At 39.6% G+C, this 23,599-nt stretch carries 19 protein-coding genes; 13 read left to right on the top strand and 6 right to left on the bottom strand.

The features are described from left to right. Nucleotide 1 precedes the first annotated feature (1 nt). Complete coding sequence (locus QMF79_RS08485; RefSeq protein ID WP_005705632.1) at nt 2-223, bottom strand: DUF1414 domain-containing protein; 222 nt, start codon at nt 221-223, stop codon at nt 2-4. A 152-nt stretch (nt 224-375) separates the two neighbouring features. Here QMF79_RS08485 and QMF79_RS08480 point away from each other — a divergent pair, with 152 nt between their 5' ends. The 7 genes from QMF79_RS08480 (at nt 376) to QMF79_RS08450 (ending at nt 9,039) form a co-directional block, all read left to right on the top strand. Beyond that, a complete protein-coding gene (locus tag QMF79_RS08480) occupies nt 376-981 on the top strand; it encodes a TetR/AcrR family transcriptional regulator (RefSeq protein ID WP_281773501.1) in 606 nt (201 codons plus the stop codon). 36 nt (nt 982-1,017) lie between these two features. Further along, a complete protein-coding gene (locus tag QMF79_RS08475) occupies nt 1,018-2,223 on the top strand; it encodes an efflux RND transporter periplasmic adaptor subunit (protein WP_281773500.1) in 1,206 nt (401 codons plus the stop codon). 12 nt (nt 2,224-2,235) lie between these two features. Beyond that, nucleotides 2,236-5,355: an efflux RND transporter permease subunit gene (locus QMF79_RS08470; RefSeq protein WP_281773499.1), complete on the top strand. Its 3,120-nt coding sequence runs from the start codon at nt 2,236-2,238 to the stop codon at nt 5,353-5,355. 213 nt (nt 5,356-5,568) lie between these two features. Further along, a complete protein-coding gene (gene metN, locus QMF79_RS08465) occupies nt 5,569-6,606 on the top strand; it encodes a methionine ABC transporter ATP-binding protein MetN (protein WP_281773498.1) in 1,038 nt (345 codons plus the stop codon). Then, nucleotides 6,596-7,273: a methionine ABC transporter permease gene (locus tag QMF79_RS08460; RefSeq protein WP_281773497.1), complete on the top strand. Its 678-nt coding sequence runs from the start codon at nt 6,596-6,598 to the stop codon at nt 7,271-7,273. The genes metN and QMF79_RS08460 overlap by 11 nt, the downstream gene beginning before the upstream one ends. Before the next feature lie 41 nt (nt 7,274-7,314). After that, nucleotides 7,315-8,145: a MetQ/NlpA family lipoprotein gene (locus QMF79_RS08455; protein ID WP_005705823.1), complete on the top strand. Its 831-nt coding sequence runs from the start codon at nt 7,315-7,317 to the stop codon at nt 8,143-8,145. Nucleotides 8,146-8,235: 90 nt separating this feature from the next. Then, on the top strand, nt 8,236-9,039 hold the full coding sequence (locus tag QMF79_RS08450) for a MetQ/NlpA family ABC transporter substrate-binding protein (RefSeq protein ID WP_281773496.1): 804 nt from the start codon (nt 8,236-8,238) through the stop codon (nt 9,037-9,039). A 107-nt stretch (nt 9,040-9,146) separates the two neighbouring features. Here the strand turns inward: QMF79_RS08450 and hutZ are convergent, their stop codons facing one another. From hutZ to QMF79_RS08435, 3 genes are read right to left on the bottom strand one after another with little or no spacing between them, the layout of a single operon-like run. After that, entirely contained in the window at nt 9,147-9,668 is a 522-nt protein-coding gene (gene hutZ / locus QMF79_RS08445; protein ID WP_281773495.1) for a heme utilization protein HutZ, read from the bottom strand. Nucleotides 9,669-9,691: 23 nt separating this feature from the next. Further along, entirely contained in the window at nt 9,692-10,186 is a 495-nt protein-coding gene (gene hutX, locus QMF79_RS08440; protein ID WP_281773494.1) for a heme utilization cystosolic carrier protein HutX, read from the bottom strand. A gap of 21 nt (nt 10,187-10,207) precedes the next feature. Then, entirely contained in the window at nt 10,208-11,482 is a 1,275-nt protein-coding gene (locus tag QMF79_RS08435; RefSeq protein WP_281773493.1) for a transferrin-binding protein-like solute binding protein, read from the bottom strand. A 143-nt stretch (nt 11,483-11,625) separates the two neighbouring features. On the opposite strand from QMF79_RS08435, the gene QMF79_RS08430 reads away from it, so the two are divergent. Beyond that, a complete protein-coding gene (locus tag QMF79_RS08430; RefSeq protein WP_281773492.1) occupies nt 11,626-13,899 on the top strand; it encodes a TonB-dependent hemoglobin/transferrin/lactoferrin family receptor in 2,274 nt (757 codons plus the stop codon). Nucleotides 13,900-13,954: 55 nt separating this feature from the next. On the opposite strand, the gene parC is transcribed toward QMF79_RS08430, so the two are convergent. Further along, entirely contained in the window at nt 13,955-16,195 is a 2,241-nt protein-coding gene (gene parC / locus QMF79_RS08425; protein ID WP_281773491.1) for a DNA topoisomerase IV subunit A, read from the bottom strand. Between the two features lie 317 nt (nt 16,196-16,512). On the opposite strand from parC, the gene pnp reads away from it, so the two are divergent. The 5 genes from pnp to apaH all read left to right on the top strand — a co-directional run bounded on the left by pnp (nt 16,513) and on the right by apaH (nt 23,078). Next, nucleotides 16,513-18,636 carry a polyribonucleotide nucleotidyltransferase gene (gene pnp, locus QMF79_RS08420; protein ID WP_281773490.1) on the top strand — a complete coding sequence of 708 codons (2,124 nt, stop codon included), beginning with the start codon at nt 16,513-16,515 and terminating at the stop codon, nt 18,634-18,636. 102 nt (nt 18,637-18,738) lie between these two features. Beyond that, complete coding sequence (gene nlpI / locus QMF79_RS08415; protein ID WP_281773489.1) at nt 18,739-19,671, top strand: lipoprotein NlpI; 933 nt, start codon at nt 18,739-18,741, stop codon at nt 19,669-19,671. Nucleotides 19,672-19,849: 178 nt separating this feature from the next. Next, a complete protein-coding gene (locus tag QMF79_RS08410) occupies nt 19,850-21,649 on the top strand; it encodes a DEAD/DEAH box helicase (protein ID WP_281773488.1) in 1,800 nt (599 codons plus the stop codon). Nucleotides 21,650-21,727: 78 nt separating this feature from the next. Beyond that, entirely contained in the window at nt 21,728-22,261 is a 534-nt protein-coding gene (tadA, locus tag QMF79_RS08405) for a tRNA adenosine(34) deaminase TadA (protein WP_040216237.1), read from the top strand. Between the two features lies 1 nt (nt 22,262). Next, complete coding sequence (gene apaH, locus QMF79_RS08400; protein ID WP_281773487.1) at nt 22,263-23,078, top strand: bis(5'-nucleosyl)-tetraphosphatase (symmetrical) ApaH; 816 nt, start codon at nt 22,263-22,265, stop codon at nt 23,076-23,078. A 205-nt stretch (nt 23,079-23,283) separates the two neighbouring features. Here apaH and QMF79_RS08395 read toward each other — a convergent pair whose 3' ends face one another. Further along, a complete protein-coding gene (locus tag QMF79_RS08395) occupies nt 23,284-23,493 on the bottom strand; it encodes a TOBE domain-containing protein (RefSeq protein WP_005705596.1) in 210 nt (69 codons plus the stop codon). Nucleotides 23,494-23,599 lie beyond the last annotated feature (106 nt).

Below are 23,599 nucleotides of genomic sequence, written 5' to 3'. Positions count from 1 at the left end.
GTTATTTTGCTTTTAAAGAGAGTTTTAACGAATTGGCAAAAGCCTCAGCAAGGCGTTCACGCTGTTGTTCATCTTGCACGCGGTTTTGGATGATGTTGGTAACCATATTGCCAAGCACCATAAGCGATAAATCGGCAGGTGCTTTGTGTTGTTCTAATACGATAAATAAGTCTTGTAATAAGGTATCGAATTGATTGTTTTGATATTTGGATTTTACAGCCATGTTGATTTTTCTTGAGTAAATAATTGGGCAAATACTAGCATATTTTTAGCAAAATAGAGAGAAATAAGCGGTAGAAAATGGATTTTTCTTTGCAAAAAGAGGTGGAAATCTATAGAATGAACAACTGTTCATTTTGGAAAATGGAGAGTGAAATGCAGAAAACGGAAATACAAAAAAACGAAGTGCAAAGCTCATCAAAAGATGAGATGGCTCGCCAAATTCTTTCCGTGACTGAAATACTCATTGCAGAGATTGGCATTCAAAACCTTTCTATGCGAAAAATTGCAACCAGAGCGAACCTAGCCTTAGGAACGCTCTATTCGTATTTTAAGACCAAAGACGATTTATTAAATAAGCTGGCTTATGATTTATGTGACCGTTTTACGCATTATGTGCAAGATGGCTATGATGAAACTGACACACTGTTTAATCGTTACCGCAAGATGTTTGAAAACAAGTTGGCATTTTTGCGAGATAACCCAACGGTCGCAACGAATTTATCGCAATACCAAGCTATGCTTGGATTCAATGAAATTATTGAGCGACTGATTCACGATGATGATTTTATCTGGAATAAATTTGTGCGAGATGGGCAGGAGCAGGGCGTAATCGCTCAAATGCCAGCGGAATTATTACACGTTTTGGGCATTGGTATTGTGGTGGAAATTGCTTATTTACAGCAATTGACGCAAAAAGAGTATTCGAAGGAGACAATAGAAAAAATGCTATTGTGTTCTTGGAAAGCAATTACGGTGTAAATCGTTTATTTTTTATTTAAATATATTGGAGAAAACATGACAACAGAAAACCAAAAGCCTTCTCGTGGCAGAAAGTTTCTTATTGTAGTAACGCTATTGGTTGTGCTTGTTGCTTTTGCAGGCGTAGCAGGAATGCAACGTTTTATCGCAGGCAAGAAAGCGGAAGCTGCAGCGAATATGCCTGAAACGGTGAGTGAAATCACCGCAATGCAGGTACAACCTCGTGAATGGACTCCTTATCTTTCAGCGGTAGGTTATGTTCGTCCGAACCAAGGGGCGATGTTAAGTGCTGAGTCTTCTGGTACGGTGAAAAGTGTGAACGTAAAATCAGGTCAGCATGTCAATAAAGGTGATTTATTGGTGGAGCTTGATGATGCCGTCGAAGTGGCAACCTTGAAAGCGTCTCAAGCACAATTGCCAAATGCAAAACTTACGTTAGATCGTTATCGTAACTTGGTGGCTTCTAACAGTGCCTCAAAAGCAGAATTAGACAGTGCTCAAGCAACCTATAATCAATTAGTAGCAAATATTGAGTCATTAAAAGCTTCAATTGCACGCCGTAAAATTTATGCTCCATTTAGCGGTTTTTCAGGTATCGTGAATGTGAACGTAGGTCAATACATCACGACCGGTACAGAAATCGTGCGTGTTGAAGATCAAAGTTCAATGAAAGTGCGTTTTACGCTTCCTCAAACAGATGTTGAGCATATTTTTGTGGGTCAAAAAGTGACTGCAGAAGTGGATGCGTTAGTGGGGCAAACCTTCCCAGCAGAAATTGTGGCAATCGATCCTGCAGTTGATCGCAATACGGGTTTAATTAACGTTGAAGCGGTAATTACTGAAGGTGGTAACAAATTGCTTTCAGGTATGTTTGTGCGTTTAAATGTGGCATTGCCAACTGAAAAAGCACAAATCGTGGTGCCACAAATTGCGGTTACTTACACGATGTATGGTGAAACCGTTTATGTGCTTGAGCAACTTTCAGATGAAGATAAAGCACTTGTAAGCAAAATGGCAGAGCAAAATCCGAAATTAGATGCAAATAAAATGTATCGTGCAAAACAAGTGGAAGTAAGAACCAAAGACCGTAACGGTATCTACGCACAATTAGCGAAAGGCGTGAAAGCGGGTGATGTTATCGTAACGGGCGGTTTCCAGCGTTTAAATAACCATTCGCTTATCCTTGTTTCTGATCAAGAAGCTGTTGGTGTAACCGTACCTGCGAAAAGTAGTAAACTTTAATTGAGGTAATCAATGAAATTTACCGATCTATTTATTAAACGTCCTGTACTTGCGGTGTGTATTAGCTTGCTGATTACGATTCTTGGCTTGCAATCCATCAATAAGTTACAGGTGCGAGAATATCCTGAGATGACCATCTCAACTGTAACCGTGAGTGTGAACTACTCAGGTGCGGATGCAAGTTTGATGCAGGCACTCGTAACTTCCCAAATTGAAGAAGCGGTTGCACAGGCGGATAACATCGACTATGTGACTTCTTCAAGTGGGCCAAGCACTTCAACTACCACGATCAAAATGAAATTGAACACCAACCCACAATTGGCGTTGGCGGATATTTCTTCGAAAGTGAGTGCAATTCGTTCTAATCTTCCGAGCGGGATTGATGATCCATCAATCAGCGTTTCATCAGGTTCGAACGATGCGTTGATGTATATCCGATTTGTCTCTGATGAGTTAAATACAGCCCAAATTACCGACTATATTAACCGTGTGGTTAAACCACAATTCTTTACGGTAAATGGGGTATCAAGTGTTGATATTTTCGGTGCAACGACCTTCGGTTTACGCATTTGGTTAGATCCTGACAAAATGGCGGGGAATAACCTCTCTGGTGCACAAGTGTTAGCCGCTTTAACGGCAAACAACTTGAACACTGCCGCAGGTAATGCGAACGGTTACTACACAGTTTACAAAAACAAAGTAGAATCAAGTACGCCTTCTGTTTCTGAACTTGAGAACGTAACGATTTCAACCACATCAGACGGTAAAACCATCAAGTTAAAAGACATTGCAAAGGTTGAGTTAGATAAATATCAAGATGCCTCTCGTACTGTTGCAGACGGTAAAGAAGCGGTTGTTTTAGGTGTTTCTGCTGCAACTACAGCAAACTCCATCACTGTGGCTAAAGATATTTATCCTGTATTTGCACAAATGCAGAAAAATTTACCAGAAACAATTAACGGTCAGATTTTATACGACAAAACGATTGCCATTAATAGCTCTATCAATGAAGTTTATAAAACAATTATTGAAGCAACGGTGATTGTATTAGTGGTTATTATCCTATTTTTAGGATCACTGCGAGCGATGATTGTGCCGATCATTACCATTCCAATCTCGCTTATTGGGGTATTGTTCTTCCTACAAATGTTTGGCTTCTCGATCAATCTTTTAACCTTATTGGCGTTAATTCTTGCGATCGGCTTGGTGGTGGACGATGCGATCGTCGTACTTGAGAACGTAGAACGTCACGTGAAAGAGGGTAAATCGCCATTTGATGCAGCGATTATCGGTACGCGTGAAATTGCAATCCCCGTTATCTCAATGACCATCACACTTGGTGCAGTATATTCACCGATGGCATTGATGGAAGGGGTAACAGGTTCACTTTTCAAAGAGTTCGCCTTAACCCTTGCGGGTGCGGTATTCATTTCAGGGATTGCAGCATTAACGCTTTCGCCAATGATGTCGAGCCGTGTGTTAAAAGAACACAACGAAGAACACGAAAGCCGTTTTGCGAAGTGTATCAACGGTATGTTGGATAAAATGACCTCGTGCTACACCAATATGTTGCGTGGAGTTATGGCGGTGCGTTGGGCTATCGTGGTGTTTGCGGTAGTGATTTTTGGTACCTTACCAACCCTTTTAGGCTCACTTTCAAGTGAAGTTGCTCCAACCGAAGACCGAGGCTTTATCGTGGGTATTGGTAGTGGTCCATCAAATACCAACTTAGATTACACCCAAGCGGCAACAGAGAAATTCAACAAAGAAGTTGCTGAAATTCCAGAAGTCTCTGCAATGATGACGATTTCAGGCTTTAATGGCTCGAATAGTGCACTCTCTATCATCTCACTAAAAGATTGGAGTGAGCGTACTCGTGAACGAGCAGAAATTTCAAAAGATGTGGCAGCGATTGCAAAAAATGTTGTTCCAATGGACATCAATGCTATCGCCTTCCCTGAAATTTCCACAGGTGAAAGTGGTTTACCCTTCTCATTAGTGATTACCACAGCGGATAACTACACCAAGTTAGCCGATGTTGCAGGCGAATTCTTGAAAAAAGCACAAGCTTCAGGTCAATTCTTCTTTGCAAACTTAGACTTGAAATTTGATACAGTAACGATGAAATGGAAGTTCGACCGTGAAAAAATGGGGGCTTACGGGATCTCTATGCAGCAAGTAAGTAACACGCTTGGTGCTTACTTATCAGGAGCGATTATTACCCGTGTCGATATTGATTCCCGTGCGTATCCGATCGTATCACAAGCGGTTCGAAAAGATCGTTTAAATCCAGAAGATTTAACGAAATATTACGTAACAGCTGCAAACGGTGAAGCTGTACCATTAAGCTCAATCGTAAGCTTAGAGCTAACCACGGAACCATCTTCATTACCACGCATGAGCCAGCTAAACTCAGCAACGATTGGCGGTGTTGTGTCAGGTTCAATTGGTGACGCAGTAAACTGGGCGAAAGCGGAATTAGACCGTACGCTTCCACAAGGCTATCAATACGATTTTAAATCAGAAGCACGCCAATATGTACAAGAAGGTAACGCAATGGTGATGACCTTTGGCTTAGCGGTAATTATCATCTACCTTGTACTTGCGATTCAGTTCGAATCTTGGCGTGATCCAATGGTAATCTTGGTATCTGTACCGTTAGCCGTGAGTGGTGCGTTATTGGTGCTAAATATTTTAGGTATCGGCAAAGTTGCAGGAGCAACTTTGAATATCTACTCACAGGTAGGATTAGTGACATTGGTCGGCTTGATTACTAAACACGGTATCTTAATGTGTGAAGTCGCGAAAGAAGAGCAGTTAAACAACGGTTTATCTCGTTTTGAAGCGATTGTTCACGCAGCAACTATTCGTTTACGTCCAATTATGATGACTACCGCAGCGATGGTAGCGGGCTTAATCCCTCTACTTTTAGCATCTGGTGCGGGCGCGATTGCACGCTTTAGTATCGGTATCGTAATCGTTGCAGGTTTAAGTATCGGTACACTCTTCACCTTATTCGTATTGCCTGTGATCTATACCTTTTTAGGTCAAGAACACAAACCTTTACGCGAATTTGATGAAGAAAAATATGCAACACAAGCGGTCGAAAAATTAGAACATTCTGCAAATTAAGCGTAATGAGTTGATTGAATAATGAAATGCACTTATCTAGGCATCAGCTTCGGTAGGTGCATTTTTTATATATTTTATTGGGACAAAGAATAAATTTATCAAAATAGCTTAAATTATTCCATTTTTGAATAAAAAAATAAGCAAGGTGAATTGACATAGCATTCTAGACGTCTAAAATAACTGAAATATTTTAACAAGTGTGTGGATAGATTTATGATTGAGCTGAAAAATATCAGCAAGCAGTTTGAGGTGAACGGCAAAAAAATTACCGCCCTTGACAATGTAAGCCTTGAAGTTCCGCAAGGCACAATTTACGGTGTAATTGGGGCTTCTGGCGCAGGGAAGAGTACACTGATTCGTTGCGTGAATTTATTAGAACGCCCAACCATTGGGCAAGTGATTGTCGATGGGCAAGATTTAACCGCAATGTCGGATAAAGATCTGATTTTAGCTCGTCGCAACATTGCAATGATTTTCCAGCATTTTAATTTACTTTCTTCGCAAACCGTATTTGAAAACGTGGCGTTGCCATTGCGTTTAAATAATACGCCAAAAGAGCAGCTTGAGAAGAAAGTGAATGAGTTGCTTGAATTAGTCGGTTTAACCGAACGTAAAGATGTTTACCCAAGCAATTTATCTGGCGGTCAGAAACAGCGTGTGGCGATTGCACGTGCGTTGGCATCTAATCCAAAAGTCTTGCTTTGTGATGAAGCAACTAGTGCACTAGATCCTGCAACCACGCAATCGATCTTACAGCTTTTAAAAGACATCAATAAACGTTTAGGCTTAACTATCTTGTTGATTACCCACGAAATGGAAGTGGTCAAACGTATTTGTGATCGTGTGGCGGTGATTGATAAAGGTGAGCTGATTGAAACGGAGTCAGTAAGTGAAATTTTCTCTAATCCGAAAACTGCACTGGCTCAGAAATTTATTCAATCGACCTTCCATATTGAGCTCCCGCAAGAGTATATGGAACAACTTTCTGCTCAACCAACCGCAGAGAAAAACAAACCGATTATTAAGTTTGAATTTACAGGGCGTTCGGTTGATGCGCCATTGCTCTCGCACGCTTCAAAACGCTTCGGCATTGATTTTAGTATTTTGATGTCGCAAATTGATTATGCAGGTGGGGTAAAATTCGGCTTTGTGATTGCGGAGGTCACCGGCGAAGAAGATGCGATTTCAGAAGCAAGATTCTATTTAATTGATAATAACGTAAAAGTTGAGGTGCTAGGTTATGTGGAATGATTTTCTCAATGAGCTTACTCCGCAGATGTGGCAACTCGTGGCTTCATCAACGGTAGAAACCATTTATATGGGCTTTGTTGCAACATTGCTTTCTGTAGTAATTGGCTTGCCGATAGGTTTTTTAGCGTTCTTAACAGCTAAAGGCGAGATTTTAGAGAACCAACGTGCCTACCAAATTTTAGATATAATCATCAATATTGGTCGTTCTGTGCCGTTTATTATTTTGTTGATTGTGTTGTTGCCTTTTACCCGTTTAATTGTCGGAACTACATTAGGCACAACGGCAGCAATCGTGCCATTAAGTGTGTCAGCTATTCCATTCTTTGCACGCTTAACCGCAAATGCCTTGCTTGAAATTCCTGCAGGTTTAACCGAAGCAGCAAAATCAATGGGAGCAACAAATTGGCAGGTAGTCACCCGTTTCTATTTGCCAGAATCTTTACCGATTTTAATTAACGGCATTACTTTAACCCTTGTGGCGTTAATTGGTTATTCGGCAATGGCTGGTGCTGTTGGCGGCGGTGGTTTAGGAAACCTCGCTATCAGCTACGGCGAGCACCGTAATATGGTTTATGTGAAATGGATTGCAACAGTCATTATTGTGGCCATTGTGATGGTTTCTCAAAAACTAGGCGATCATTTGGCGAAGAAATATGACCATCGCTAAGATCAATTTGTTATTTAACACAACATCTCTATGAGGTATTTATGAACTTTAAAAAAGTATTAAGTGTTGCATTCGTTTCAGCATTAGCTTTAACCGCTTGTAACGAAGAGAAAAAAGCAGAAACTGCTCAAGCTCCAGCAGCTCAACCTACTCAAAAAATCAAAGTAGGCGTAATGTCGGGCCCTGAACACACAGTGGCAGAAAAAGCTGCTCAAATTGCCAAAGAAAAATATGGCTTAGATGTGGAGTTCGTTTTATTTAACGACTACGCACTGCCAAACACTGCAGTAAGTAAAGGTGATTTAGATGCAAACGCATTCCAGCACAAGCCTTATTTAGACAAAGACACAGCATCTAAAGGTTTAGATAACCTTGAAATCGTGGGTAACACTTTCGTGTATCCATTAGCGGGTTATTCTAAAAAAATTAAATCAGTCAGCGAATTACAAGATGGTGCAGTGGTTGCCGTACCAAATGATCCAAGTAACCTTGCACGTGCGTTAATCTTGTTAGAAAAACAAGGCTTAATCAAATTAAAAGACAACACAAACCTATTCTCAACAGCGATTGACATTGTTGAAAATCCGAAAAACTTAAAAATCCAAGAAGTAGATACTTCAGTGGCAGCGAAAGCGTTGGATGATGTAGATTTAGCTGTAGTGAACAACACTTACGCAGGTCAAGTAGGTTTAAGTGCAAATGATGGCGTATTTGTGGAAGATAAAGATTCTCCATATGTAAACATCATCGTGGCACGTAAAGATAACAAAGACAGCGACAATGTGAAAAACTTTGTGAAAGCATACCAAACTGAAGAAGTGTTCCAAGAAGCACAAAAACACTTCAAAGATGGTGTAGTAAAAGGCTGGTAATTTACAGATTAATATCACTCAAGCGGTTGAATTTTGTTTATGTTTTGCAAAATTTAACCGCTAATTTTTTCCCTCAAATAAGTATTTAACATGAAATTAACAAAATTATTAGGTGTAGTACTGGTTTCTGCATTAGCATTAACTGCTTGTAAAGAAGAAAAAACAGAGGCACAAGAGCCATTAAAAGTCGGCGTGATGACAGGTCCTGAAGCACAAATGACTGAAGTAGCCGTGAAAGTGGCTAAAGAAAAATATGGCTTAGATGTACAGTTAGTGCAATTTACAGAATATACTCAACCAAATGCTGCATTAGATAAAAAAGATTTAGATGCTAACGCATTCCAAACAGTGCCTTATTTAGAGCAAGAAAGTAAAGAACGTGGCTATAAAATGGCTGTGATCGGCAATACTTTATTATGGCCAATTGCCGCTTATTCTAAAAAAATCAAAAACTTAGGTGAGCTAAAAGACGGTGCAATCGTAGCAATTCCAAACAACCCGAGTAATACAGGTCGTGCGTTATTATTACTTCAAGCTCATGGTTTAATTAAATTAAAAGATCCGAAAAATTTATTCTCTACTGAGAATGATATTATCGAAAATCCGAAAAACATTCAGATTAAACAAGTAGATACCGTGTTATTAACCCGTTCATTAGATGATGTAGATTTAGCGGTTATCAACAACACTTATGCAGGTCAAGCAGGTTTAAGCCCAGAAAAAGACGGCATTATTGTGGAATCAAAAGATTCTCCATATGTAAACTTAGTGGTTAGTCGTGAAGACAATAAAGACGACCCACGTTTGCAAACCTTCGTAAAAGCCTTCCAAACCGAAGAGGTATTCCAAGAAGCGTTAAAATTATTTAACGGCGGTGTAGTGAAAGGTTGGTAATTATTGGCGTTTTAGTGATGATAGATTTAAAAACCATTTAAATAAAAAGAGTTGCTAATATTTGAAAAATAAACATTAGCAACTCTTTTGTCTTACTAAATTAAGTTCTAATTTTCTTCTTTAATATGTCCAATCTCCAAATGCACCACATCCACTAAATCAGATGGGCTCACTTGGAAGGCTTGACCGAACCCTTTAACGAATAGGCCTTGGCTTGGTGTGAAGCCGAAGAGTTTAAAGTCAGCATTTTGTGCTAATTCATCAATTAAATCACCGTGGCGGGCTTTAAGTTCTGCTAAACAAGCCTGACCTTCTTCTGAAAGTTTATCAATCACTTGCGAAGTTGCATCAAAACTTAACCGCTTGCGGGCAAAAATTTGACGGCTTAAGTTCTCATCTTCAATCAACATCAACGATACTTTCGGTACTTTTTGTAGATTGCGGGCGTGGCGGGCGATTTCTGAAATTAACACAACATATTTGCCATTATGAATTACAAACGGTGCATAACTGACGTTTGGGTTGCCTTCTTCATCTAAGGTTGCCAACATAATCGTACGGCATTGTTCCTTCAACTCTTGAATTTGTGGTCCTAAGCGGTTCTGTAGTACTTCTTGACGAGCAGTCATTGTTTTCTCCTTAATAAAAATCCCTATTGAAAGGCATTGAATTTTTCCACTTGTTCAGGGAAAAGTTGGCGTTGCTCATCACGCCCTAAATACACTTTAAAAATGGTCTCGCCATTATGAGCAATAAAGGCGATGTTGTAGCTCTCTTTACCACGGAAAGGCAGGCTAACAAAGGCAATTTGAGCAATGCCATCTAATTTTAAATGCCCGTGCAACGCACCTTGGTCGCCTTTCATATTCAGATTGTAGTAGCCACGCCCTACAATACCTTCTGGGAAACGATCTTTAATTTCAAAGATCGAACCGCATTTTTCAATAATGGTGGTAAACGTGCCCCATTGAGCAATTTGGGCAAAAATCTCTTCGGCACGATTTGCCTCAAACACACGCACAAATTGTTCTGGCAGTGCCACTAAAATTTTACCTTCAGGCAGCCCAAAATGGATTGCCATATCCAGTGTGATCGCCTGTGGATTTTCCGCAATATAAGCGGTGATCTTTTCTGTAAGATTTGTCATTTTTTAATAAAATCCTACCGCTTATTGAGCTGCTTCTTGTTTGATTGCACCAAATACACCACGTGATTTGTCTGCATCATTGGTGTAAATACCTGATAATTCTTTCGCATTTTCACCGAAGAAACCACCTTGGGTTTTGATTCCATTTACTTCGCCCGCAAAACTATTGCCTGTGATTTTGCCGCCGAATTTCATTTCAGGTACTTGAACCGTGTTGTAATAAGTATTTACTTTTTCGTTAATTGTAATATCAATTATTTTTTTATCGAAATCAGCTGTCGCATTCATTTTTGATGTTCTTGCATATGAAACGCCATCTTTCACATAAGCAGCTCCGCCTGTGTATTGAATTGTACCTGAAGTAGGAATTTGAGTTACATCGGTTGGTTTACCTTGTGCATAAATCATTTTTTCAGTTGGGTTGTATGGATCAGTTGCATAGATACCAAAAGTAGTTGATTTGAAATCACCTGTGTTAGCAATATTTGAACTATATTCAACCTGCCCGATATAGTCATTATATTCTGAATCAGCTAAAGAAAGTAATTGATCTTTAACACCATTGCTATCAACAATTGTAAGATCACGAATATCTCGAGCTTGGGTACGCTCAACAGTTGCTTTACCATCTTTTAAGTTAATGACACCACCAGATACAGCATCACTCATCACACCAGAAATTCCGCCGAATACTTTATCGCTAAGTGGAATTCTTGATTTTTCATCTGCACGAAGATTTTCTAGCTGTTTAGCATATTCTTCGGCTTCTTGGCGTTTTTTCGCTTGTTCAGCTACTTTTGCATTGAGTTCTTCAACAGATTTGTTTGCTACTTCAGCATCTTTTTGAGCTTTCTCTAAATTTTGCTTTGCGTTAGCCAGATCTTCAGCTGCTTTTTGTGCTTTTTCTTCTAGTTTTTTTAACGCGTCTTGATTTTCAAGGTTTTGTTTTGCGTTAGCTAGTTGGGAATTAGTTTGTTCAGCTGCTAGTTCAGCTTGTTTTTGATTTAATTCAGCTAATTCTTTAGTAAGTTTGGCAACTTCAGCAGTGAGCTGAATTACAGTAGCTTGGGCTTTATCTACTTCAGACTTAGCTGTATTGTAATTTGATTGATTATTTTGAGCTTGTTGTTGAGCTGTTTTTACTTGCTGAGTAAGATCCGCAATTTTTTGCGTTAATGTGGATTCTGTTTTACGAATTTGATCAGAATTATCTGCACCTCCTTTAGAGCTTGATGAGCAAGCAGTTAAAAAGGCTGCACAGGATACAGCAAGTAAGGTAAGTTTGAATTTATTCATAAGAGTGACCTATTTTATGTGATTAGAGTGGAATAAAGTTTCAATTAGATTAAACCAAATAAAAATGATTTTCAATACTCTTGTAAAGTTTATTAAATTTTCGTAAACTGAATTCATATCTCGTTTACATTTTAGGTGAAAATATGTCCCGTAAATTTACCCTATCCTTGGGGGCTGTTTGTGTTGCGATGGCATTAAACAGCTATGCCCAAGAAGAAACTACTTTAGATACCATTCGCGTTGATGGCACTCAAATCAAATCGAATCAAATCAAGAAAACACGTAAAGCAATTCAGGAGGAATTGATTGCGGACAGTTATGATTTAGTGCGTTATACAACAGATGTAGGTATTAGCGATAATGGTCGTCGTAAGAAAGGCTTTGCTATGAGAGGTGTTGAGGGAAATCGCGTTGGTATTAGTGTAGATGGTGTAAATCTACCTGATTCTGAAGAGAACTCCCTTTACGCCCGTTATGGCAACTTCAATAGTTCGCGTTTAGGAATTGATCCTGAATTAGTGCAAGGGATCGACATTATGCGAGGTTCAGACTCCTTTAATTCAGGAAGTGGGGCGTTAGGTGGATCGGTAAACTATCGTACTCTAGGTGTAGATGATATTATCTTGCCAGAAAATAATTGGGGTGTGTTACTCAAAAATGGCTACGCAAGTAAAAACCGTGAATGGACCTATACTGTTGGAACGGGTTATAGAAATGAAAAAGTAGATATTGCCTTGCTTTATTCCCACCGTAATGGGCACGAAATGAAAAGTAGTGGTAGTGGAGAAGATATTACAGGAAGTGCAAGAGGAATACCTGACCCAGCTCATCATAAAAATCACAGTTATTTAGCAAAAGTAGGATATTTTATTACGCCATCTCATAAAATCAGTGTTTCTTTTAATGGTCAGAAACTTAACAATGAGGTAGATGAAAAATCATATAACTATACTGAAAGTAGCTGGCGTTTAGTTAATGATATCAATTCACGCTATACCGCCAATTTTGCGTATGAGTATTTCCCAGAAGATAGTAAATATTTAAGTTATTTACGTGCAGATCTCGATTGGCAAGAAACAGATATTGGCTCTAAAAATTATAAAGGTTCTTATAATAGAGATGCGAATGGAAGACTTATCTATATTAAGCGTGCAGATGAGCTTCAAGATACTCATATGTTAACTAAAGTAAAACGAGCTTCCATTCGTTTAGATTCTGCAGCTTGGGAAACCAAATGGGGTACACATATTTTTACACTTCGTTCAGGTATATCTCAGAAGGATTTTGATAACCGAAATGACAAAGAGTTTTATCAAGGTGGTAAAACGTTAAAAGAAAATGGTTCAATTCAGCATCCAGTAAGAACTAGAGCATTTTATAGTCAATTACAAGATAAAGTTGCATGGAATGATATGTTTTCTAGTCAGCTAGGGGTAAGATATGACTGGGAAGAGCTCGTGCCACAACATATAAAAGCACCTTGCCAAGCTTGTACTGCAACACCAGCATCTAATACATTCCAAAGTTTAAGTGGCTCATTAGGGCTAGATGCTCAGTTAAACGATACTTGGAAAGTAGGCTATAATGTTTCTACTGGATATCGAGTGCCAACAGCATCAGAAATGTATTTCTCTTTCACTAATAAATTGGGTAACTGGTATCCAAATCCTAATTTAAAAGCAGAACAAGCACTTAACCAATCAATTAATATCCAAGCTGAACATCGACTAGGCTTGTTTGGTATGAATATCTACCATAGTCGTTATAAAGATTTCTTAATTGAACAAGAAACAGAAGAGCTAGTCGCAAATACAGATTACGATGAATATTCTGCTTATTATGGAGCACAGCCATTTGAATACCAACTAGGTCAACAAATGGTAAATATTGATAGAGCAAGTATTTCTGGTATTGAACTAAATAGCAAAATGAATTTAGATCAAGTATTCTCAGTTATTCCTGCAGGATGGAAGTTCCTTGCTAATTTAGGTTATTCTAAAGCTAGATTAAAAGGAAGCGAGAACAGTTTACTGTCTATTCAGCCATTAAAAGTTATTGTTGGTTTTGGTTATGAAGATCCTGAAGATCGCTGGGGCTTAAATGTAAGAGCAACTTATTTAGGTGCTAAAAAAGCGAAAGATGCACAAATTTTGTGGCGTAAACGTGTTCAAACATACCCTTATTTGAATGGTTCAGCGACTTTATTTGATGTTTATGGATTCTATAAAGTCAATAAAAATGTAACTTTACGTGCAGGTGTATATAATTTATTGAATCGTAAATATCATACTTGGGATACTTTACGTGGTATCAATTATATTAGTACAACTGATGCGGTTGACCCACAGCGTAAAGGGCTAGAACGCTTCTACGCACCAGGTCGAAACTTTGCAGGAGCGGTTGAAATTCGCTTCTAATTTGCAAATTAGATAAAGAAATCCCACGTAATGATCTCTCATACGTGGGATTTTGCTAATTAACAATCTCAATGATTGAATGTTCGCTTAAACCTCTCACTTGCGTGCCTTTTCTTGCACGTTCCCCACGATATTTCTCAATATCGGCAGGTTTGAGGGTGATTTTGCGTTTGCCTGAAACAAACACTAAGGACTGATTTGGTTTGAGTAACAACAAATGAGCCAAATATTCCTCACCTGATTTTGCCGCTTGGGCGGAAATATTAATGATTTTATTGCCTTTCCCTTTTGAGAGTGTTGGTAATTCGCTTAATGGGAAAACCAACATTCGCCCAACGTTGCTGATGGCAACCAGAGAAAGGTTTTCTTCCTCTGTGATTCGTTGCGGTGGTAATGCTTTTGCATTTTCGGTTAAAGAAATGACCGCTTTACCCGCCTTGTTACGAGAGATTAAATCTTCAAAAGTACAAAGGAAACCATAGCCCGAGTTGGATGCCATCAGGACATTTTCGGTAGGTTGTCCCATTAAGACTTGCTGGATTTCTGCACCTTCTGGCAAGGTAATCTTACTTGTAAGTGGCTCGCCTTGTGAGCGTGCAGAGGGCAGTGAGGTTGGGTCAATCGTATAAGCTCGTCCCGTGCTATCTAAGAACACTACAGGTTGATTGCTTCTACCTCTTGCGTGAGCCAGATATTGGTCGCCTGCACGGTATGCTAAGCCTGTCACGTCAATGTCGTGCCCTTTTGCACAACGCACCCAGCCTTTTTCCGATAAAATGACAGTAACATCTTCAGTTGGTGTGAGATCTGCTTCTGAAATGGCTTTTGCTTCCGTACGCTCTACAAAAATAGATCTCCGTGGTGAAGCGAATGTTTTTGCATCAGTCTGAATTTCTTTTTTAATAAGCGTGTTTAATCGGCGTTCCGAACCTAATAAAACTTGTAATTCATCTCGCTCTTTTTCTAGTGCATTTTGTTCTGCTTTAAGCGTGGTTTCTTCCAGTTTAGCTAAGTTACGTAAGCGTAGGTTTAAAATCGCATCGGCTTGAATTTCGCTTAACCCAAAACGAGCCATTAACACGGCTTTAGGCTCATCTTCATTGCGGATAATTTCAATTACTTCGTTAATGCTTAAAAACGCAATGATTAACCCCTCAATGATATGCAAGCGGTCTAAAATTTTATCTAATCGGTAATTTAGACGACGGGTTACCGTTGCACGGCGGAAACTCAGCCATTCGGTCAGAATAGTGTGCAGATTTTTCACTGCAGGTTTTCCATCTAAACCAATCATATTCATATTGATACGGAAGCTTTTTTCTAGCTCTGTTGTTGCAAATAGATGATCCATCAATGCATTAAAATCAATACGATTTGAGCGAGGGATAATCACGATCCGAATCGGGTTCTCGTGATTTGATTCATCGCGAACATCATCTACCATTGGCAGTTTTTTGTTCTTCATTTGAGCAGCAATTTGCTCAATGATTTTTGATGGTGAGGTTTGATATGGCAGTGCGTTAATTACAATTTTGCCATCTTCTTTTTGCCAAACTGCACGGGCTTTGATGGAGCCACGTCCTTGTTCGTAGATTTTTGCCATCTCCGATTTTGGTGTGATAATTTCCGCTTGGGTTGGGTAGTCAGGGCCTTGCACTACATTTAAAATATCTGTTAATGTTGCATTTGGATTATCCAACAACATCATACAGGCATCTGCTAATTCATTAATATTGTGAGGAGGAATGTCGGTTGCCATCCCAACAGCAATCCCTGTTGAGCCATTTAATAAAATATGTGGCAAGCGAGAAGGGAAGGTAACAGGCTCGATTTTTGAACCGTCAAAATTCGGTTTGAAATCTACCGTGCCTTGATCAATTTCAGAAAGTAAAACGGACGAAAATTTTGTTAAGCGTGCTTCAGTATAACGATACGCTGCGGCATCGTCTTCTAAGCTACCCCAGTTTCCTTGACCATCAATTAGCGGGTAGCGGAAGGTAAAATCTTGTGCCATTCCTACCATTGCACCATAACAAGCAGAGTCACCGTGTGGGTGGAATTTACCTAATACATCACCCACTGTGCGAGCTGCTTTGGCATATTTTGCATTGGCATTTAAGCCCAGCTCAGACATAGCATAGATAATGCGACGTTGTACAGGTTTTAAGCCATCGCCAATAAACGGCAATGCTCTGTCCATAATCACATACATTGAATAATTGAGGTAAGCGTCTTCGGTAAAATGCTTAATTGGCATTTGTTCAATGCCTTCGTAATTGATAATGGTATTGCTCATAACTTTTAGGTTGATTACAAAAAACGTTTTATTTTCTATGATCTGTGGATATTTGTCCACACCTGAAATCAAAACGATCGTTTTTCATTCATTGTTGCAAAATGATGAGATTTAGAGGAATTTTGTAAAAGGCAAAAATAGTAGGCGATTTTGTATGAAAAAAACTGTATAATAGTAACGTTTTATTTCTGATTTGTAGAGGCGGCTATCAAAAGCGATTTGTTTAGCGTTTATTTAAAAATGAACGAAATCGTTTTTGCTAGTCGCAATTTGTAAGAAATAAAACTAAATTTTAATTAAAATTCAAGGATTTAGTTATGACTCCAATTGTTAGACAATTTAAATATGGTCAGCATACAGTGACCTTAGAAACAGGTGCAATTGCACGCCAAGCTACTGCAGCAGTAATGGCTAGTATGGATGATACAACCGTTTTTGTGACTGTTGTGGCAAAAAAAGAGGTTAAAGAAGGTCAAGATTTCTTCCCTTTAACGGTTGATTACCAAGAGCGTACTTACGCAGCAGGTCGTATCCCAGGCGGTTTCTTCAAACGTGAAGGTCGCCCATCTGAAGGTGAAACATTAGTAGCTCGTTTAATCGACCGTCCTGTTCGTCCTCTTTTCCCAGAAGGTTTTTTCAACGAAATTCAAGTAATTGCAACAGTGGTTTCTGTTAACCCTCAAATTAGCCCAGACTTAGTGGCGATGATCGGTGCTTCAGCAGCACTTTCACTTTCTGGTGTACCGTTCAATGGCCCTATCGGTGCAGCACGTGTTGGTTTCATCAATGATCAATTCGTATTAAACCCAACCACTTCAGAACAAAAACAAAGCCGTTTGGATTTAGTGGTTGCAGGTACAGATAAAGCGGTATTAATGGTGGAATCTGAAGCCGATATTTTAACCGAAGAACAAATGCTTTCAGCGGTGGTATTCGGTCATCAACAACAACAAGTTGTTATCGAAAACATCAAAGAATTCGTGAAAGAAGCAGGCAAGCCTCGTTGGGATTGGATTGCTCCAGAGCCAAACACAGATTTAATCCATAAAGTAAAAACGTTAGCAGGATCACGCATTGGTGATGCTTACCGTATTACTGAAAAGCAAGCACGTTACGAACAAATCGACACTATCAAAGCAGAAGTAATTGCTACTTTAACCACAGAAGATGAAACCGTTTCTGAAGGTGCAATTATGGATATTATTACTGCATTGGAAAGCCAAATCGTACGTAGCCGTATCATTGCAGGCGAACCTCGTATTGATGGTCGTACCGTTGATACCGTGCGTGCATTAGATATCTGCACAGGCGTATTACCACGCACTCACGGTTCAGCAATCTTTACTCGTGGCGAAACTCAAGCATTAGCAGTGGCGACTTTGGGTACAGAACGTGATGCACAAATCATTGATGAATTAACGGGCGAGAAATCAGACCGCTTCTTATTCCACTACAACTTCCCTCCATACTCAGTGGGTGAAACAGGTCGCATTGGTTCTCCAAAACGTCGTGAAATCGGTCACGGTCGTTTAGCTAAGCGTGGTGTGTTAGCGGTAATGCCAAGTGCAGAAGAATTCCCATATGTTGTGCGTGTGGTATCTGAAATCACTGAGTCAAACGGTTCTTCTTCAATGGCTTCTGTGTGTGGTGCTTCTCTTGCGTTAATGGATGCGGGTGTGCCAATTAAAGCAGCAGTTGCAGGCATCGCAATGGGCTTGGTAAAAGAAGAAGAGAAATTTGTAGTGCTTTCAGATATTTTAGGTGATGAGGATCATTTAGGCGATATGGACTTTAAAGTGGCGGGTACACGTGAAGGTGTGACTGCACTTCAAATGGACATCAAAATTGAAGGTATTACCCCTGAAATTATGCAAATTGCTTTGAACCAAGCGAAAGGTGCACGTATGCATATCTTAAACGTGATGGAACAGGCAATTCCAGCTCCGCGTGCGGATATTTCAGACTACGCACCGCGTATTCACACGATGAAAATTGATCCGAAGAAAATCAAAGATGTGATTGGTAAAGGTGGTGCAACTATTCGTGCATTAACTGAAGAAACTGGCACATCAATCGACATTGACGACGATGGTACAGTAAAAATTGCAGCAACGGACAACAATGCAGCGAAAACTGTTATGGCTCGTATCGAAGAAATCGTGGCAGAAGTGGAAGTGAATGCAATTTATAAGGGTAAAGTGACTCGAGTGGTTGATTTCGGTGCATTTGTTTCGATTCTAGGCGGCAAAGAAGGTCTGGTTCACATTTCACAGATCACAGATGAACGTGTTGAACGTGTTGCAGATTACCTTTCAGTAGGACAAGAAGTGATGGTGAAAGTGGTTGAAATTGACCGACAAAACCGCATTCGTTTAACAATGAAAGATGTAAACAACGTGGAAGCAGAAGTTGCAACGCCAGTTGAAGAACAAGCTGAATAACCCGCTTATCGATCAACCTCTTGGCAACAAGGGGTTGGTCATTTTTAGCTATTTTCTAGGGCCGATTTTCTAGGGTAGTGACTTTAAGGCTGTTTATTACTTATGTTACAACAGACTAAAATTTTTCGTTTTTTTTCACTCGGTTTATTTATTATTTTATTTCTGGCAGGTTGTGCTAACCGTTCATCAGAAATGATTTCAACAGATAAATTGGCATTAGCTGAGTTAAATCCACAACTTCGCTTTGATCAAGAAGTGATGATTGTGCGTTTAACCCAAGTGTTGCAAGAAGCAAAATTAACGGATGATGACCGTGCGGATCTCTATTTTGAGCGTGGCGTAATTTACGATAGCTTAGGATTGTGGTCGCTTGCACGTTACGACTTTAACCAAGCCATTTCGCTTAATCAAAAAATGACAGCAGCCTATAACTATATGGGCTTATATTTGTTGTTAGAAGATGATTATGACAGCTCGGTTGATGCCTTTAATGCGGTATTAGATTTAGACCCTGATTATGCCTATACCTACCTCAATCGTGGTTTAGCATTTTATTATAGCGGTCGATATTCAGAAGCTCAGCGCGATTTATTGCATTTTTATAATGAAAACCCCGTTGATCCATACCGTGTTTTATGGCTCTATTTCAATGAGTTAGAATTGACTCCGCAAGAGGCAAAAAATAATTTAATTGCTCGCGCTAAAAAAATCTCTGATGAGTTTTGGGGCAAAAATGTGGTGGATTATTTCTTAGGTAATATCTCATTGAAACAACTTCGGAAAAAAATGGAAGCACAAGCTCAGTCAAATACGGCTGCTTATGCGGAAATGCTTACCGAAACTTACTTTTATTTAGCAAAACAAAAACTCAAATTGAATCAAAAAGATGAGGCAATCAGTCTCTTCCGTCTTGCTTTAGCAAATCAAGTGTTTAACTTTGTTGAGTATCGTTTTGCCTTGTTTGAACTCTCACAGCTTCGTAATAACGAAAGCATCAATAATGTTCAAACACCCACCGTTGTTGGGGATAATTAGGGACGCAAGCGGTCGAATTTGCAAAAAATTATGCAAATTTAACCGCTATACTCAAATGACAAGTTATAAAAAGCATCGGTTTGCTTTCTATTTATTTTTCTTGCCTAAAGCTCAACAATATTATTTTGACTCGTTTCTTCAAATTGATTGAAGGAATTTCCTTTTTATTTGGAATTTTATGACTGAAACAACAATGACTTTTGCCGATTTAGGCTTACCACAATCTATCCTTGATGCTGTAAACGATATGGGTTTTGTGACCCCATCGCCGATCCAACAAGAGTGTATTCCACATTTATTAAATGGTCGCGATGTACTCGGTATGGCACAAACGGGGAGTGGTAAAACGGCAGCGTTCTCTCTTCCTCTTCTTGCACAAATTGATCCTGAAGCTCGCCATCCACAAATGTTAGTGATGGCACCAACTCGCGAACTTGCGATTCAAGTCGCAGACGCGTGTGAGCAATTTACTAAAAATATGCAAGGTGTTCGTGTTGTGACCGTTTATGGGGGACAACGTTACGACATTCAACTTCGTGCGTTAAAACAAGGCTCACAAGTAGTGGTGGGCACACCAGGTCGTATTCTTGACCATATCAATCGCGGTACATTAAACCTTTCACAACTTAAATTCATCGTATTAGATGAAGCTGATGAAATGTTGCGTATGGGCTTTATTGATGATGTTGAAACGGTGATGGCAGAATTACCAGAGCAGCACCAAACGGCATTATTCTCTGCGACAATGCCTGAGCCAATTCGCCGCATTACCAAACGCTTTATGAACGATCCGCAAGAAGTGAAAATCAAAGCGACTCAGCGTTCAGCACCAGATATTACTCAAAGCTACTGGTTAGTAAATGGCTTCCGTAAAAATGATGCGTTATTACGCTTCTTAGAAGTGGAAGAATTTGATGCGGCGATCATCTTTACTCGTACCAAAACAGGTACGATTGATATTACCGAACTTTGCGAACGCAACGGCTATCGCACTGCAGCGTTAAACGGTGATATGACCCAACAAGCCCGTGAGCAGACTTTAGATAAACTAAAATCAGGTCGTTTAGATATTTTAGTGGCAACAGACGTAGCTGCACGTGGTATCGACATTGAACGCATCAGCCTTGTGGTAAACTACGATATTCCGCTTGATGCAGAATCTTACGTACACCGTATTGGTCGTACAGGTCGTGCAGGGCGCTCTGGTCGTGCATTATTATTCGTTGAACCGCGTGAGCGCCGTTTATTACGCAACATTGAGCATCTTATCAAGAAACCAATAGATGAAGTGGCGATTCCAAACCACGAAATTCTAATGGCAAAGCGCCGTGAGAAATTCAAAGCACGTATTGAAGCACAATTAGAGCACCATGATTTAGAAAAATATCGTGCATTATTAGAAGATTTATTTACTGGAGATCAAGATCACGAAGAACTTGCTGCTGCAATGATGATGTTACTTCAAGAAAAACAAAAACTGATTCTTCCTCCGGATCCAGTGGTTAAACCAAGCCGCGAACGTGGTCGCCGTGACCGCAATGAACGTGGTGATCGCCGTGATGATCGCCGCAGCGGACGCGAACAACGCGAAGGCACAGGCGTAGCGATGGATTTATATCGTATCGAATTAGGTCGTGAAGATGGCGTAGAAGTGCGTCATATCGTGGGGGCAATTGCCAACGAAGGGGATATTAGTAGCCGTTTCATTGGCCACATTAAATTGCACGATACTTATTCAACCATCGAGCTTCCGCAAGGTATGCCAAACCACTTGGTGCAACACTTTGCCCAAAAAGCACGCGTGTTGAACAAGCAAATGCAGATGTCGCTGTTAGGTCCTGTTGATGGTGCAAACAGCCAACCGTTTGAAGGACGAGGCCGTGGTGAACGTAATGATCGACGTCGTGATCGTGGTTTTAACGACCGCAAAAAAGGCGGTTTTAAAGAGAAACGTTTTAACGATCGTGGTCGTCGTTAATTTATAGCCTTAGTCTATACACATTGAAACAGCCCCATTGGGGCTGTTTTTGTAACCAGATGACACAGATTTTTAACTATGTTCATTCAATCCACTCAAAATAGCTGTACGCTAGATTATTCCGAACAAGACAAATTTTGGTTAGAATATGCCTTGGACCTTGCTGATCAAGCCGAAGCCATAGGCGAAATTCCCGTTGGAGCGGTGTTAGTTGATAAAGAGGGTAATAAAATTGGCGAAGGCTGGAATCAATCTATTTTGCTTAATGATCCCACTGCTCACGCAGAAATGTTAGCGATTCGTGAAGCAGGGCAATCTTTACAAAATTACCGTCTGCTTGATTGTACACTTTATGTTACACTAGAACCATGCACAATGTGTGCAGGTGCGATTCTGCATAGCCGTATCGGGCGATTAGTCTTTGGTGCAAATGACTACAAAACAGGTGCTATCGGATCACGTTTTCATCTGTTTGAAGATTTCAAAATGAACCACTTGATTGAAATTCGAGGCGGATTACTTCGAGAAAAATGTAGCCAGAAAATGAGTGCATTTTTCAAAAAAAGACGGTTAGAGCAGAAGCAAGCAAAAGAAGAGAAGAAGGAAGAATAATATGGCAACTTATATCGTAGGAGACTTACATGGCTGTTTCAAAGAGTTTCAAATGCTGTTAGAAAAAGCCCAGTTTGATGAAAAACAAGATGAAATTTGGCTCACGGGTGATTTAGTTGCTCGTGGTGATGATTCGTTAGCTTGTTTACGTTTCGTAAAAAATTTAGGCGAAAAAGCACAAACTGTGCTAGGTAACCACGATTTGCATCTTCTTTCTACCTTGTTAGGCATAAAACGGGTTAAGCCTTCGGATAAAGTTGAACCGATTTTTAAGGTACCAGATCGTGATGAATTGCAAAACTGGCTCAGAAATCAACCGCTTATGGTGCAACACCCAAAGTATGGCTTTCTACTTGTGCATGCAGGCATTAGCCCAGAATGGGACTTATCTACGGCAACTCAGTGTGCAAGAGAAGCGGAAGCTTTGTTAAAGAGCGAAAATTATGCTAATTACATCGCTCAAATGTACGAGAATCATCCTGACCATTGGGATAGTAATTTGCAGGGAATAGATCGCTGGCGTTATATCGTTAATGCATTTACTCGAATGCGTTTCTGCTACTTAGATAAGCGGTTAGATTTTGCTTGTAAATTACCCATTAAAGACGCACCAATAGAATTAAAGGCGTGGTTTGAATTAGATAACCCTCTCTTTAATGAACAAGAAATCATTTTTGGACACTGGGCAAGCCTGATGGGAGAATGTGCTCATCCAAATATTTATGCCTTAGATACGGGGTGTGCATGGGGCAATCATCTCACGATGGTGAGGTGGGGAGATAAGCAGGTTTTTACGCAAGTACGGTTAGGTTCTTAGCATTAGAGTATTTAAATCCATTGGTGATAAAATACCAGCATAACGATAAAAAGGTCTTGTTTATAATGGTATTCAGGTATCGATTTTTAGGTAGTTTTGAGTAACAATTTTATCTACTATGTCAATTTAATTGCTTATCTAAGCAAAAAGAAAACCTCGCGAATCATTTAGGCTGCGAGGTTTTTTTGTAGTATTAAGCAAAGGGTTATTCTACGCCAACCATTACAGATGTTGCTTTAATGATAGCATAAGCTTCTTTACCTACTTCTAAGTCGAGTTCCTTTACCGCAGAGATAGAAATAGTTGAAGAAATCACATTACCACCACCAATATCAATATGTACGATGGCATTTACAGAACCTGTTTCAATTGAAACAACTTTACCTTTTAATTGGTTTCTTGCACTAATTTTTATTAAATATCCTTATTGTTAATGTGGTTTATTGATTAGAACGGTTGTTTATATATATCTATAAAATGTAAATAAAAAACATCTTTCAAATCAATTATTTATTAAAAAT

This window comes from Pseudohaemophilus parahaemolyticus, from assembly GCF_938021905.1.
GTDB lineage: Bacteria > Pseudomonadota > Gammaproteobacteria > Enterobacterales > Pasteurellaceae > Haemophilus_A > Haemophilus_A parahaemolyticus_B.
This window is presented reverse-complemented; position numbering and strand designations above follow the sequence as displayed.

Coding starts and splice junctions, on each gene's coding strand:
- parC (WP_281773491.1), bottom strand. CDS start 16,195: ATGAGCAATACCATTATCAATTACGAAGGCATTGAACAAATGCCAATT.
- metN (WP_281773498.1), top strand. CDS start 5,569: ATGATTGAGCTGAAAAATATCAGCAAGCAGTTTGAGGTGAACGGCAAA.
- QMF79_RS08475 (WP_281773500.1), top strand. CDS start 1,018: ATGACAACAGAAAACCAAAAGCCTTCTCGTGGCAGAAAGTTTCTTATT.
- hutX (WP_281773494.1), bottom strand. CDS start 10,186: ATGACAAATCTTACAGAAAAGATCACCGCTTATATTGCGGAAAATCCA.
- hutZ (WP_281773495.1), bottom strand. CDS start 9,668: ATGACTGCTCGTCAAGAAGTACTACAGAACCGCTTAGGACCACAAATT.
- QMF79_RS08410 (WP_281773488.1), top strand. CDS start 19,850: ATGACTGAAACAACAATGACTTTTGCCGATTTAGGCTTACCACAATCT.
- tadA (WP_040216237.1), top strand. CDS start 21,728: ATGTTCATTCAATCCACTCAAAATAGCTGTACGCTAGATTATTCCGAA.
- QMF79_RS08435 (WP_281773493.1), bottom strand. CDS start 11,482: ATGAATAAATTCAAACTTACCTTACTTGCTGTATCCTGTGCAGCCTTT.
- QMF79_RS08470 (WP_281773499.1), top strand. CDS start 2,236: ATGAAATTTACCGATCTATTTATTAAACGTCCTGTACTTGCGGTGTGT.
- QMF79_RS08480 (WP_281773501.1), top strand. CDS start 376: ATGCAGAAAACGGAAATACAAAAAAACGAAGTGCAAAGCTCATCAAAA.
- QMF79_RS08460 (WP_281773497.1), top strand. CDS start 6,596: ATGTGGAATGATTTTCTCAATGAGCTTACTCCGCAGATGTGGCAACTC.
- QMF79_RS08450 (WP_281773496.1), top strand. CDS start 8,236: ATGAAATTAACAAAATTATTAGGTGTAGTACTGGTTTCTGCATTAGCA.
- pnp (WP_281773490.1), top strand. CDS start 16,513: ATGACTCCAATTGTTAGACAATTTAAATATGGTCAGCATACAGTGACC.
- nlpI (WP_281773489.1), top strand. CDS start 18,739: ATGTTACAACAGACTAAAATTTTTCGTTTTTTTTCACTCGGTTTATTT.
- QMF79_RS08430 (WP_281773492.1), top strand. CDS start 11,626: ATGTCCCGTAAATTTACCCTATCCTTGGGGGCTGTTTGTGTTGCGATG.
- apaH (WP_281773487.1), top strand. CDS start 22,263: ATGGCAACTTATATCGTAGGAGACTTACATGGCTGTTTCAAAGAGTTT.
- QMF79_RS08485 (WP_005705632.1), bottom strand. CDS start 223: ATGGCTGTAAAATCCAAATATCAAAACAATCAATTCGATACCTTATTA.
- QMF79_RS08455 (WP_005705823.1), top strand. CDS start 7,315: ATGAACTTTAAAAAAGTATTAAGTGTTGCATTCGTTTCAGCATTAGCT.